General features: G+C 70.1%; 13 protein-coding genes. 7 read left to right on the top strand and 6 right to left on the bottom strand.

Annotation, left to right across the window (positions count from 1 at the left end; genetic code table 11):
* Positions 1–12 precede the first annotated feature (12 nt).
* Complete coding sequence (locus tag BM109_RS03695) at positions 13–540, bottom strand: nucleoside deaminase (RefSeq protein WP_093340634.1); 528 nt, start codon at positions 538–540, stop codon at positions 13–15.
* Positions 537–1,565, bottom strand: coding sequence for an ABC transporter substrate-binding protein (locus BM109_RS03690; RefSeq protein WP_093340632.1), 1,029 nt, complete (start codon positions 1,563–1,565; stop codon positions 537–539). The genes BM109_RS03695 and BM109_RS03690 overlap by 4 nt, the downstream gene beginning before the upstream one ends.
* A 373-nt stretch (positions 1,566–1,938) precedes the next feature.
* On the opposite strand from BM109_RS03690, the gene BM109_RS03685 reads away from it, so the two are divergent.
* On the top strand, positions 1,939–3,018 hold the full coding sequence (locus BM109_RS03685; RefSeq protein ID WP_093340630.1) for an aromatic ring-hydroxylating dioxygenase subunit alpha: 1,080 nt from the start codon (positions 1,939–1,941) through the stop codon (positions 3,016–3,018).
* A 4-nt stretch (positions 3,019–3,022) separates the two neighbouring features.
* On the opposite strand, the gene BM109_RS03680 is transcribed toward BM109_RS03685, so the two are convergent.
* Positions 3,023–4,324, bottom strand: coding sequence for a D-amino acid dehydrogenase (locus BM109_RS03680; RefSeq protein WP_093340628.1), 1,302 nt, complete (start codon positions 4,322–4,324; stop codon positions 3,023–3,025).
* A 129-nt stretch (positions 4,325–4,453) separates the two neighbouring features.
* Between BM109_RS03680 and BM109_RS03675 the strand changes: the two genes are divergently transcribed.
* From BM109_RS03675 to BM109_RS03665, 3 genes are read left to right on the top strand one after another with little or no spacing between them, the layout of a single operon-like run.
* On the top strand, positions 4,454–4,921 hold the full coding sequence (locus tag BM109_RS03675) for a winged helix-turn-helix transcriptional regulator (RefSeq protein WP_057591580.1): 468 nt from the start codon (positions 4,454–4,456) through the stop codon (positions 4,919–4,921).
* A gap of 24 nt (positions 4,922–4,945) precedes the next feature.
* A complete protein-coding gene (locus BM109_RS03670; RefSeq protein ID WP_093340626.1) occupies positions 4,946–5,428 on the top strand; it encodes a GNAT family N-acetyltransferase in 483 nt (160 codons plus the stop codon).
* A 26-nt stretch (positions 5,429–5,454) separates the two neighbouring features.
* Positions 5,455–5,856, top strand: coding sequence for an OsmC family protein (locus BM109_RS03665; RefSeq protein WP_093340624.1), 402 nt, complete (start codon positions 5,455–5,457; stop codon positions 5,854–5,856).
* Between the two features lie 12 nt (positions 5,857–5,868).
* Here BM109_RS03665 and BM109_RS03660 read toward each other — a convergent pair whose 3' ends face one another.
* Positions 5,869–7,068 carry a serine hydrolase domain-containing protein gene (locus BM109_RS03660; protein WP_177239235.1) on the bottom strand — a complete coding sequence of 400 codons (1,200 nt, stop codon included), beginning with the start codon at positions 7,066–7,068 and terminating at the stop codon, positions 5,869–5,871.
* Positions 7,069–7,078: 10 nt separating this feature from the next.
* Positions 7,079–7,438, bottom strand: a complete 360-nt coding sequence (locus BM109_RS03655) for a winged helix-turn-helix transcriptional regulator (RefSeq protein ID WP_093340620.1) — start codon at positions 7,436–7,438, stop codon at positions 7,079–7,081.
* A 123-nt stretch (positions 7,439–7,561) separates the two neighbouring features.
* On the opposite strand from BM109_RS03655, the gene BM109_RS03650 reads away from it, so the two are divergent.
* A complete protein-coding gene (locus BM109_RS03650; RefSeq protein ID WP_093340619.1) occupies positions 7,562–8,443 on the top strand; it encodes an NAD(P)-dependent oxidoreductase in 882 nt (293 codons plus the stop codon).
* A 16-nt stretch (positions 8,444–8,459) separates the two neighbouring features.
* Here BM109_RS03650 and BM109_RS03645 read toward each other — a convergent pair whose 3' ends face one another.
* Positions 8,460–9,587, bottom strand: a complete 1,128-nt coding sequence (locus tag BM109_RS03645) for an alpha/beta fold hydrolase (protein WP_093340617.1) — start codon at positions 9,585–9,587, stop codon at positions 8,460–8,462.
* A 132-nt stretch (positions 9,588–9,719) separates the two neighbouring features.
* On the opposite strand from BM109_RS03645, the gene BM109_RS03640 reads away from it, so the two are divergent.
* Positions 9,720–10,409 carry a response regulator gene (locus tag BM109_RS03640; protein ID WP_057591573.1) on the top strand — a complete coding sequence of 230 codons (690 nt, stop codon included), beginning with the start codon at positions 9,720–9,722 and terminating at the stop codon, positions 10,407–10,409.
* On the top strand, positions 10,406–11,842 hold the full coding sequence (locus BM109_RS03635; RefSeq protein WP_093340615.1) for an ATP-binding protein: 1,437 nt from the start codon (positions 10,406–10,408) through the stop codon (positions 11,840–11,842). Before BM109_RS03640 ends, BM109_RS03635 begins: the two co-directional genes overlap by 4 nt.
* The last annotated feature ends 6 nt before the right edge of the window (positions 11,843–11,848 follow it).

Raw genomic sequence — 11,848 nt, 5'->3', positions numbered from 1 at the left:
CGGTGCGCCGCTTCAGGTCTTCCAGGCGCCGTCGTGGGCGGCGCTGGCCTCGTCGATCAGCGCCGGGCCGATGCATTCGATCGGATGCGGCGAGGCGCGGAACACGTCGCGGCACGACAGCTCGGCATCGCGCTGGTCCTGCCGCTCGCCGCGGAACACGCGAAGCCGCTCGGCGTCGATGCCGAACACCACGCGGCCGATGTTCGACCAGAAGATCGCGCCCGCGCACATCACGCAGGGCTCGCCCGAGGCATAGAGCGTGGCGCCTGCCAGTTCCTCGCGCGAGATGCCGCGGCCCGCGAGCGCGCGGATCGCGTTGGTCTCAGCATGGCCGGTGCAGTCGCCGGTCTCGCCGGTGTTGTTGTAGGCCTCGCAGAGCACTTCGCCCGCGGCCGAGACGATGACCGAGCCGAAGGGCCGGTTGCCGCGCCGGCGCGCGAGGTGCGACCAGACGATGGCCTTGCGCAGGTAGCGGCCGTCGCGTTCGTCGAGCGCGGTTTCGGCGGGAGCGGTGGGGGTGGTGGTGCTGGGGGAGTTCATGCCTTGGGAAGGGTGCGTTCGGTGCGCGATGGGAGCATCGTGGTGTTGAAGATGGCGTCGGAGGCGGGCTTGACCTTCAGACCGAAGACGTCGGCCACTTCGTCGACCTGCCGCTCCAGCGTGAGCTTGCGGATGTCGCCGAGGCCGTGGCCGCGCGTGTCGGCGGCGCCCACGTACTGGGCCGTGATGTTCCAGCGCTCGCGCTCGATTTTCTCATCGAGGATGGGCTCGCGCTGGCGCATGGCCGCGATGCTCGGCGCCGGATCGGCGAAGGTCTCGACGATGGCGCGGTTGCTCGCGCGCAGGAAGGCGGCCACCAGCTTGGGGTTCTGCGCCACCAGGTTGCTGCTCGCGAGGATGGCGTTGCCGTAGAGGTCGACGCCCGCGTCGGCGTACTTGAGCACCGACAGCGTCTCGGGCCGCATGCGCGCGAACAGCGAGACCGCCGAATCGTGGAAGTAGGTGGCGGCATCGACGTCGCCGCGCACCATCACGTTGTCGCGCGCGCTGAAGTCGGTGGTCTGCCACTGGAAGGCGTCGGCGCGCAGGCCCTGCCTGCGCGCGACCAGCGGCCAGGCGCGCCGCGTCGATTCGACCGCGGCGGCCGCCACCTTCTTGCCCGCGAGGCTCTTGAAGTCGCCGGTCACGCCGCGGTCCTTGCGGCCGATGATCACGAATGGTGCGCGGTTGTAGTACTGGTAGACGGCCTGCACCGCCGGCGTGCCCGGGTTCTGCGCATTGAACTCCACCAGCGAGCTGATGTCGCCCAGCCCGAGCTGGTAGACGCCGCTGGCGATGCGGGTGATGGAGGCCACCGAGCCGGCGCCGGTGTCGATGCTCACGTCGAGCCCTTCTTCCTTGTAGTAGCCCCTGGCCAGCGCGAGGAAGAAAGGCGCGGTCTGGCCGTTGATGCGGAAGTCGAGCGTGAACTTGAGGGGGGTGAGCCGTCCGTTGCCGCCCTGGGCGAGGACGGCCGGAGCGGCGAGGGTGGCGGCGCTGGCCGCGAGGAAGGATCGACGGTGCATGGGGAGCCTCGGAATCTTCGGTTCTTGAATCCGTTCGCCCTCTGGGGACAGAGGGCGGCGGGCATTTCAAGAGCAATTTCCGGGCGGGCGCACGTTCGTGGTGCGTGCGCTGCTGAACGCTTCTACTCTTGGGCTCGGCAAAGCAGAAGGCATGCCAAGGGCTTGGCGCCTGACGCTTTGCGCTTTGCTCGGGCATTGGCGGCCGGGCTTGGCATGGCACGCGCGCCGCGCAACAATCCGGGCGCGCAATTTGCAAGGCAGTTGCGCAGAGTAGAAGCGTTCAGCCCCATCGTCATCGCGCCATCGCGGTCCGGTACGGGGTGGGAAATTGCTCTTTCAGTTCGTCCCACACGACCTCAGAAGGAGTCCGCCCATGCTCGTCACCCGTCAACCCGTCTTCCGCAAGTTCTGGCATGCCGTCATGCCGCTCACCGACCTGGCCCAGGGCCCCAAGCCCTTCCGGCTGCTCGGCGAGGACATCGTTCTCTTCCTCGACGCCGAGGGCCAGCCGGCCGCGCTGCGCGACCGCTGCTGCCACCGCACCGCGAAGCTCTCCAAGGGCTGGTGCGTGGACGGCGCGGGCCAGGCCTGCGCTCAGGGCGCGCTCCAGTGCGGCTACCACGGCTGGACCTACGACCGCGGCGGCCAGGTCATCCGCATCCCGCAGTACGACCCCGAGCGGCCCATTTCGCCCGACTACCGCACCACGGCCTACCGCTGCACCGCGCGCCATGGTTATGCCTGGGTGGCGCTCGAGGAGCCGATCGCCGACATCCCCGCCATTCCCGAGTTCGACGATCCGGGCTACCGCACCATCTTCCAGTTCCACGAGGAATGGCAGACCAGCCCGTTGCGCGCGCTCGAGAACTCCTTCGACAACTCGCACTTCAGCTTCGTGCACCGCGCCACCTTCGGCGTGGCCGCGAGCCCGAAGCCGAGCAAGTACGAGCTGGTGGAGAACGAGGCGGGCTTCTATGCGGAGACGGTCATCGAGGCGACCAATCCCGAGAAATTCCACGCGATCAGCGGCGTGACCGATCCCATCACCACGCGCCACATGCGCAATGCCTATTTCCTGCCGTTCTCGCGCCGCCTCGACATCGAGTACCCGAGCGGCATCCGCCACATCATCATCAACTGCTTCACGCCGATCGACGACCACCGCATGCAGCTGTGCCAATGGCTGTTCCGCAACGACACCGAGGCCGACTGCCCGGCCGCGATGCTGATCGCCTTCGACGACGAGATCACGCGCGAGGACAAGGACATCCTCGAGTCGACCGATCCCGATGCGCTGGTCGACACGCGCCGGCGCGGCGTCGAGTACTCGATGGAGTCGGACCGCCCCGGCATGCTGATCCGCAAGCACCTGATGCAGCTGCTCGCGCGGCATGGCGAGGCCGAGGTGTACCGCGGCATGGAGGCCGCGGTGCCGGTGGCGAAGGCGGCCTGATCGATCAGGCCGTGGCCGGCGAGGTGCTCGGCCGCGCGGCTTGCGAGCGGCCCTCTTCATAGCGGTCCATCGCGAGACCGTCGGTGCGGATCTCGGGCCGCTGGCCGGTCACGATGTCGGAGATCAGCTTGCCCGAGCCGCAGGCCATGGTCCAGCCCAGGGTGCCGTGGCCGGTGTTGAGGAACAGGTTGGGGTAGCGCGTGGCGCCGACGATCGGGGTGCTGTCGGGCGTCATCGGGCGCAGGCCGGTCCAGAAGCTGGCGCGCGGCAGGTCGCCGCCCGGGAACAGGTCGCTCACCACCTTCTCGAGCGTGGCGCGGCGCTGGGGGTTCAGGCGCAGGTCGAAGCCCGAGAGCTCGGCCATGCCGCCCACGCGGATGCGGTCGTCGAAGCGCGTGACGGCCACCTTGTAGGTCTCGTCGAGCACGGTCGACTGCGGCGCCAGCGATTCGTCGATCAGCGGCACCGTGAGCGAGTAGCCCTTGACCGGGTAGACGGGAATATCGAGGCCCAGCGAGGCGATGGCCGCGCGCGAATAGCTGCCGAAGGCCATCACGTAGCGGTCGGCCGTGAGCACCTTGCCGGCCGTGGTGCGCACGCCGCTGATGCGGCCGCCCTCGGTCTCGAGCGCCTCGACGCCCTGGCCGAAGCGGAAGTCCACGCCCAGGCCGCGCGCGATCTCGGCCAGGCCGCGCGTGAACAGGTGGCAGTCGCCGGTCTCGTCGTTCGGCAGCCGCAGGCCGCCCGTGAGGCGGTCGCGCGCGCCGGCCAGCGCGGGTTCGACGCGTGCCAGCGCATCGCGGTCGAGCAGTTCGTAGGGCACGCCGCATTCCTCGAGCACCGCGATGTCGCGCTGCACCGCGTCGAGCTGCGCCTGCGTGCGGAACAGCTGCAGGGTGCCACCGGTGCGGTGCTCGTACTGCAGGCCGGTCTCGGCGCGCAGCGCCTGCAGGCAGCCGCGGCTGTACTCGGCCACGCGCATCATGCGTTCCTTGTTGATCGCATAGCGCTCGGGCGAGCAGTTGCGCAGCATCTGCGCCATCCAGCGCAGCTGGAACAGCGTGCCGTCGGGGCGGATCGACAGCGGCGCATGCTTTTGGAACATCCACTTGATCGCCTTCAGCGGAATGCCGGGCGCGGCCCAGGGCGTGGAATAGCCGGGCGATACCTGCCCGGCGTTGCCGAAGCTGGTTTCCTCGGCCGGACCGGCCTGCCGGTCGAGCAGGGTGACGTCGGCGCCCGAGCGCGCGAGGTAGTAGGCCGTGGTGGTGCCGATCACGCCGCCGCCCAGAACGATGACTTTCATGGTGTATCCGCTGATTCGAATGGAATAGCGAGAATTTATGCGTCAGAATGAAGTGGATTCCACTGTTTTCAAGCGTTCGGCAGCGGAATCTCCTGTGTAGAACCTTCCTATGCGCCGCGCGGAGTGAAAGTGCCCGAGCTCGACCGAATCGACCGCAAGATCCTTGACCTGCTGCAGCGCCAGGGCCGCATTTCCATGACCGAACTGGCCGAGCGCATCGGCCTGTCGGCCTCGCCCTGCGCCGAGCGCGTGAAGCGCATGGAGCGCGACGGCGTCATCAGCGGCTACCACGCGCGCGTATCGCCCGAGGCGTTGGGCAAGACGCTCTTGGTGTTCGTCGAGATCAAGCTCTCGGCCAAGTCGGGCGACGTGTTCGACAAGGTCAGGCAGGAGCTGCTGCATATGCCCGAGGTGCTCGAATGCCACCTCGTGTCGGGCAGCTTCGACTACCTCGTGAAGGCGCGCCTGAGCGGCATGAGCGAATACCGCCACCTGCTCGGCGACATCCTCAAGAAGCTGCCGGTGGCGGCCGAGTCGCACAGCTACGTGGTGATGGAGGAGATCAAGGAAACCCTGATGCTCGCCACCGACCGCTGAAGGCACGGCTACCATCGCCGGCCCATGTCCCAAGACCCGATCACCATCCGCCCCTGGCGCCTCGACGACTTCGACGCCGTCAAGGCCATCCTCGACGACACCTTCGCGAGCACCTGGCTGCCGCAGCTCACGCCCGAGGCCGCGCGCGGCTACCGCGAGAGCGGCGAGCCCGTGGGCTACATCGACGAGATGGGGCCGGAGTTCTTCGTCGCCGAGATCGATGGCGAGGTGGTCGGCATGGTGCACTGGCAGCGCGACTTCGTGCAGGCGCTGCACGTGCCCGCGGCGCATCGGCGCAAGGGCATCGCGCGCGCGCTCATGGCCTTCGCCGAAGCGGGCATGCGCGCCGACGGCGTCGAACTCGCGCGGCTCGAGACCGACACCTTCAACACCGCGAGCCAGGGCTTCTACCTCGCGCTCGGTTACCGCGAGGCCGACCGCTATCCCGACCTCGAATGGCACAGCGGCTTCACGACCATCCTCTACGTGAAGCCGCTGGCTCCCTGAATCCCTTCCCACCCAAGGACACCGCCATGAGCATCTCGATCCGCCGCGACGGCACCACCGGCACGCGCCACATCCTCAAGATCCGCAACCACGAGATCGCGGTCGATGCCTCGCCGGCCGGCGGCGGCAACGACGACGGCCCCGAGCCGCACGACCTCTACGACGCCTCGCTGGCCGCCTGCAAGGCGCTCACCGTGCTGATCTACGCGCGTCGCAAGGGCATTCCGGTCGAGGACATCGAGGTGGTGGTCGACCGCGACGACAGCGAGGAGCGCAAGGGCATCTACCGGCTCGACTCGACGCTGCGCGTGAGCGGCAACCTCAGCGACGCGCAGCGCGACGAGCTGCTGCGCGTGGCGGGCAAGTGCCCGGTGCACAAGCTCATGACCGAGGTGAAGACCGAGATCCAGACGAACTGGGCGGCTTGACTCCCGGGTCGGTCAGCGCAGCACGCGCCAGGCCCGCACCGCGCGCAGCAGCGACCACAGGCCGGCCTCGGCCGGCACCTTCTTCTCGTTGAAGGACACGGCGATGTAGAGGTCGTCGGCCGGCACGTAGGCGACCACGCTCGTGAAGCCCTCGATGCCGCCGCTGTGGCCCAGCATCAGGCCCGGCCCGTCGGGCACGTCGTAGAGCTGCACGCCCATGCCGTACGAGGCATTGCCGCCGCTGTAGGGGCCGAGCATCGCGGGCATGTCGACGAACATGCGCCGCACCGTGGCCGGCGGCAGCACCCGGCCGCCGAGCAGCGCATGCCAGAAGCGCACGAGGTCGCCCGCGGTCGAGGCCAGCGCGCCCGCGGCATAGGGCGTGGCGTACTGGTCGGGCGCATCGACCGGCCGGCCGGCCGCGTGGCCGCTGACCACCGGCAGTTCGACGCCGGGGCGGCGCATCGTGGTGTGCGTGAGCGCGAGCGGGCCGGTCAGCCGCTTCGCCAGCACTTGCTCGAAGGAGGCGCTCTCGAGCCGCTCGACGATGGTGCCGAGCATCGCGTAGCCGGTGTTGCTGTAGCTCCAGTTCGTGCCGGGGCAGAACTGCGGCTTCTGCGCGAGGCCCAGCGCGATGACCTCCGCGGGCGGCCGGTACTTCGTGCCGAAGTCGGGCAGCGCGTTGAAGCTCACGAGGCCGCTGGTGTGGCGCAGCAGGTGCTCGATGGTGACGAGCCCGGCGTTGGGCGCCTCGGGGAACCAGCGCTCGATGCTGTCGCCGAGCGCGAGCCGGCGTTCCTCCACGAGCTGCAGCACGATCGCGGCGGTCAGTGTCTTGGCGGTGCTCGCGACCTGGAAGCCCTGGTCGGGCCGCACCGCTTCGCGCGGCTCGGTGCGCGCCAGGCCGCGTGTCGCCCGCCAGCTGCCCTCGCCGGGAATCGCGACCGCCACGCTCGCGGCCGGCACATGCTGCAGCATCCTGTCGAGCGCATCGCCGAGGCTCTGCTGCAAGTCGGCGGGCAGCTCGCCGTCGATCGCGCGGCCGAAGTCGCGCTGCCAGACCGCATCGGGCGCGGAGCGCCGCGGCGGGCCGGCATAGGCGGCTCGGGCCGAGCAGCCTTCGTCGGCGCGCGCGCTGCCCCAGGGCAGGGCCATCGCGATCATCGTGGCCAGCGCGCCACGGCGCGCCGGGTCCTTCAGCGTCGTCCTCATGCGATCTCCCTCAGCCCCGCTTGGCCGCTTCCGACTGCTTGCGCGCCGCCTCCACGCGCTTGGCATAGCGGTCGCCCCAATCGGCGAGCGGACCGAGCGCCGCATTGAGCGTGGCGCCCAGCTTGGTCTCCGAATACTCGACGCGCGGCGGCACTTCGTGGAACACCTCGCGCGCGACGATGCCGTCGGTCTCGAGCTCGCGCAGCTGCTGGATCAGCATCTTCTCGCTGATGCCCGGCAGCATGCGCCGCAGCTCGCCGAAGCGGCGCGGCTGCAGGTGCAGCTCCCAGAGGATCAGCGCCTTCCACTTGCCGCCGATGACTTCGAACGCGGGGCCGATGCCGCAGACGTAGGGCTTCTTCGCTGCCATGCCGTTCTCCAATACTGACGTTTTGGTAAGTACCTCACTTTATCGTAGGTACTTGACCATCGGGAGGTGCAATTTCTACCATGCAGCCATCGTCAATCCTTTTTGGAACACCCGGAACACCCCATGAGCAGCAAGCAGAAGATCACCGTCATCGGCCTCGGTTCGATGGGCGCCACCATCGCGCGCCTCTACCTCGCGCAGGGCCACCAAGTCACGGTCTGGAACCGCAGCGCCGACAAGGCCGCGCCGCTGGTCGCCCAGGGCGCGGTGCTGGCCGACAGCGCCGCCGCCGCGGTGCGCGCGAGCCACGTGGTGCTGATGTGCGTCTACGACTACCGCGCGGCCGATGCGATCCTCGGCGCCGAGGGCGTGGCGGCCGCGATGGACGGCCGCCTGCTGGTGCAGCTCACGACCGGCAGCCCCCGGGATGCGCGCGATGCGCAGGCCTGGGCGCAGCGCCACGGCGCCACCTTTCTCGAGGGCGCGATCCAGGCCGCGCCCGAGCAGATGGGCCAGGGCGACACGCCGATCCTGATGTCGGGCGACGAGCCGGTGTTCCGTGCCGTCGCGCCGCTGCTCGCGGTGCTCGGCGGCGGCATCGTCTACCTGGGTGAGAAGATCAGCAATGCCGCGGCCATGGACCTCGCGACGCTCTCGACCATCTACGGCACGATGCTGGGCTTCCTGCACGGCGCGCGCGTGGCCGAGTCGGAGGGCTTCGACGTGGCCGAGTTCGGGCGCATCGTCGCGGGCATCATGCCGACCTTCGCGGGCTTCCTGCAGCACGAGGGCGCGGTCATCCAGTCGGGCGACTTCAAGATCTCGCAGAGCCCGATGCGGATCTCGGTCGAGGCCACGCAGCGCATCCTGCAGACGGCGCGCGAGAGCGGCATCAACAGCGAGTTCCCGGCCTTCGCGGCCGGCCTGTTCCAGCGCGCCGATGCCGCGGGGCTCGGCGGCGAGGAGCTGGCCGCGCTGATCAAGCTGCTGCGCGCGCCGGCCTGACATCGCCAGCCGGCCCTCAGGCCCAGCGCATCGCCTCGATGGCGCGCACCAGCTCGGCCTCGCGTTCGATGAAGAAATCGCCGTGGCAGGCGTCCTCGAACACGATCTGGTGGTGCGTCTTCAGTGCCGCCATGAGGCGGGCCGCGTCGTCGACGCGCACGTAGCGGATCACGCGCAGGTAGGCCGCCGCGTCCTTCAGCGTGGCCGCGTCCAGCGTCTCGGGCAACGCGGGGAAGATGTCGCGGATGTCGCCCGGCATCGCGGTCACGACGAGAGCGGGCGCTCGCACCGGCGCGTAGTCGGGCGAAAAGGAATGGCTCGCGGTTTCCATCGCGGCGGCCACCGCGGCGGGCGTGTTGAGGCGCACGCTGCCGTCGGGCTGCAGGTCGAGCTGGTCGCGCAGGTTGGCCTCCAGTGGCGCCGACCAGTGGCGCACGGTGCGCCGCGCGTAGGCGAGCGCCGCCTCCATCGAGGCGCCGTCCTCCTCGCGCGGCACCGGCTCGCGGAACAGCCGGTTCTCGGGCACGGGCAGGCCGCCGGTGGCGGGGTCGCGCGTGTGGTCGAAGGTGGCATCGATGTAGACCAGCCCGCGCACGCGTTGCGGATGCCGGCCCGCGAAGCGCGTGAGCTCGTTGCCCGCGATCGAATGGCCCGCGAGCACCACGCGGTCGAGGCCGAGCCCGTCGAGCAGCGCATGCAGGTCGGCCACCAGAGTGTCGACCTCGTAGTGCTGGGTGGCGGTGCGCACCGGCAGCGGCTTGTCCGACTGGCCGTAGCCGCGCCGGCTCACGGCGATCACGCGCGCACGCGGCGCGAGCGCATGGGCCAGGCCGTCGAAGACGTAGGCATTGGCGCCCAGCCCGGGCAGCAGCACGATGGTCGGGCCGCGGCAGTTGTCGCATTGCCAGTCGCGCACGTGCAGCGAGACATCGTGCGCCACCTTCACGCGGCGGTCGGTCACCGACACCACGGTCGGGCCGGCGGGCGGAACGATCGACGGGCTGCCCGGGTGGCTGCTGCCGCCGCAGCCGCCGAGGGTGACGAGGCCGCCGAGGCCCGAGAGCGAGACGGCCGAGGGCCAGGCCAGCGCGGCGCGCAGGAAGGCGCGCCGCGGCGGGAAGAAGAGGGGATGGAACCGGGGCATGGCGGGCAGTGTGGGCACGCGACCTGAAGCCAGCCTGTGGCCTTCATGAAGGAATCCTGAAGTCGTCGAACGCCGCTTGGCAGATACTTCCCGCTCCCCAGGTGCCGGGCGGCGCACCGCACGGAGACTGTCATGAATCTTTTGCTCGTGGAGGACGACCTCGAACTCGGCAACGGCGTGCGCATCGCGCTCGCCAACCAGGGCATGGACGTGGTCTGGGTACGCCGTCTCGACGACGCCATCCGCACCCTCGACAGCGGTGCCTTCGACATGGTGCTGCTCGACCTCGGCCTGCCCGACGGCGACGGCATCGAATTGCTGCTGCGCCTGCGCCGCGAGCGCCAGATCCTGCCGGTGCTCGTGCTCAGCGCGCGCGACGCGCTCAACGACCGGCTGCGCAGCCTCGACGACGGCGCCGACGATTACCTGGTCAAGCCCTTCGCGCTGGCCGAGCTGCTGTCGCGCGTGCGCGCGCTCGCGCGCCGCAGCTACGGCTTCGACGACGAGACCATCCGCATGCGCGGCCTGGCGCTGCACGAGCCCACGCGCGGCGTGCTGGTCGACGGCCAGCAGGTGGAGCTCTCGCGCTGCGAGTTCGACCTGCTCGCGCTGCTGCTCAAGCGCACCGGCCGCGTGGTCACGCGCCGCGTGATGGAGGAACAGGTGCTGCCGGGCGGCCCGGGCATCGGCAGCAACTCGCTCGAGGTCCACATCTCGAACCTGCGCCGCAAGATCGGCCAGGGCTACATCCGCACCGTGCGCGGCATCGGCTACGTGGTCGACGCCCAGTCGCTGGCGCGCGCCGGCAGCCCGCGCGCATGATCCGAACCGCGCTGCGCTTCATCGGGCGGGTGATCCAGCCCTCGCTGATGCGCAGGCTGGTGCTGGCGCAGATGGCGGTGGTCGCGGCACTGTGGACGCTGATCGTCGGGCTGCTGTTCTACGACTCCTACAAGGACCCGGAGCTGCTGCGCTTCAGCAAGATCTACGAGAGCGTGGCGGCGATCGCCATCAACCTGGCCGACGACCCGAAGCGCCAGTACGACACCCTGCATGCCTTCGACCTCGCGCTGCTCGAGACCGCGAGCGACGGCAACGCCGAATCCGACACCTCGCCGATGCTGCAGGTGTGGCAGCGCGGCAAGCTGATCTACCGCACCACCGATGCGGTGCCCGAGATCGTCAACAGCGTGCCCGACCTGATCGAGACGGTGCACGTGGGCGGGCGCGAGTGGCGCGCGCGCACGCTGCATTCGCCGCAGTTCGACACCCGCGTGATGATCGCCGAGCCCGGCATCTGGCGGCTGGTGGTCAACATCACCTACCGCGGCTACTACCTGCTGCCGCTGCTGGTGAGCCTGCCCTTCCTGGTGGTGCCGGCCTGGCTCACGGTGCGGCTCGCGCTGCGGCCCTGGCGCCGCGTGAGCCGCGAGACCTCCGAGCGCGGGCCGGCCGACCTCACGCCGCTGTCGTACCGGCCGCCGCATCGCGAGCTGCAGCCGTTGGTGCAGAGCATCAACACCCTGCTGCAGCGGGTGCGCGACAGCACCACGCGCGAGCGCAGCCTGATCGCCGACGCGGCCCACGAGCTGCGCACGCCGCTGGCCGCGATGCGCGTGAACGTGGAGGCGCTGAAGGCGCAGAGCATCGATTCCGGGCAGCGCGAGCTGATGGGCAACCTGCTGCGCAGCAACGACCGCGCGACCCGGCTGGTGGGCCAGCTGCTGCAGCTCATGCGCAGCGACGCCGTGTCCGATGCCGCGCTGCCGGTGGCGCTGTCGCTCGATGCGCTGGTGCAGGACCGGCTCGCGATGATCGAGGGCGTGGCGCATGCGCGCGGCGTCGAGCTCGAACTGGCCTGCGCGGGCGAGGTGCCGGTGCTCGGCGAGCGCGAGAGCCTGGTGTCGATGGTCGACAACCTGGTGGACAACGCCATCAAGTACAGCCCCCGCCGCACCGTGGTGAAGGTGCAGGTGGCGCGCGAGCAGGGCCACGCGGTGCTGCGCGTGGCCGACCAGGGGCCGGGCATCCCGCCCGGCCTGCGCGAGCGGGTGTTCGACCGCTTCTTCCGCAGCCCGGGCCAGACCCAGAGCGGCAGCGGGCTCGGGCTGGCGATCGTCAAGTCGGTGGTCGACAAGCATGGCGGCACCGTGGCGCTGGAGACCGGCGCCGGCGGCCGCGGGCTGCTGGCGGTGGTGCGGCTGCCGCTGGCGGTCGAGGGGCAGGAGCAGCCGATGCTCGAGGGCCGCACTTGAGGCGCG

The sequence above is a fragment of the Variovorax sp. PDC80 genome (assembly GCF_900115375.1).
In the GTDB taxonomy this organism is placed as follows: domain Bacteria; phylum Pseudomonadota; class Gammaproteobacteria; order Burkholderiales; family Burkholderiaceae_C; genus Variovorax.
This window is presented reverse-complemented; position numbering and strand designations above follow the sequence as displayed.

Excerpts from the sequence above, each read along its gene's own strand:
- BM109_RS03645 (WP_093340617.1), bottom strand. The coding sequence starts at position 9,587 with ATGCCCCGGTTCCATCCCCTCTTCTTCCCGCCGCGGCGCGCCTTCCTG.
- BM109_RS03665 (WP_093340624.1), top strand. The coding sequence starts at position 5,455 with ATGAGCATCTCGATCCGCCGCGACGGCACCACCGGCACGCGCCACATC.
- BM109_RS03695 (WP_093340634.1), bottom strand. The coding sequence starts at position 540 with ATGAACTCCCCCAGCACCACCACCCCCACCGCTCCCGCCGAAACCGCG.
- BM109_RS03635 (WP_093340615.1), top strand. The coding sequence starts at position 10,406 with ATGATCCGAACCGCGCTGCGCTTCATCGGGCGGGTGATCCAGCCCTCG.
- BM109_RS03680 (WP_093340628.1), bottom strand. The coding sequence starts at position 4,324 with ATGAAAGTCATCGTTCTGGGCGGCGGCGTGATCGGCACCACCACGGCC.
- BM109_RS03640 (WP_057591573.1), top strand. The coding sequence starts at position 9,720 with ATGAATCTTTTGCTCGTGGAGGACGACCTCGAACTCGGCAACGGCGTG.
- BM109_RS03655 (WP_093340620.1), bottom strand. The coding sequence starts at position 7,438 with ATGGCAGCGAAGAAGCCCTACGTCTGCGGCATCGGCCCCGCGTTCGAA.
- BM109_RS03670 (WP_093340626.1), top strand. The coding sequence starts at position 4,946 with ATGTCCCAAGACCCGATCACCATCCGCCCCTGGCGCCTCGACGACTTC.
- BM109_RS03650 (WP_093340619.1), top strand. The coding sequence starts at position 7,562 with ATGAGCAGCAAGCAGAAGATCACCGTCATCGGCCTCGGTTCGATGGGC.
- BM109_RS03660 (WP_177239235.1), bottom strand. The coding sequence starts at position 7,068 with ATGAGGACGACGCTGAAGGACCCGGCGCGCCGTGGCGCGCTGGCCACG.
- BM109_RS03685 (WP_093340630.1), top strand. The coding sequence starts at position 1,939 with ATGCTCGTCACCCGTCAACCCGTCTTCCGCAAGTTCTGGCATGCCGTC.
- BM109_RS03690 (WP_093340632.1), bottom strand. The coding sequence starts at position 1,565 with ATGCACCGTCGATCCTTCCTCGCGGCCAGCGCCGCCACCCTCGCCGCT.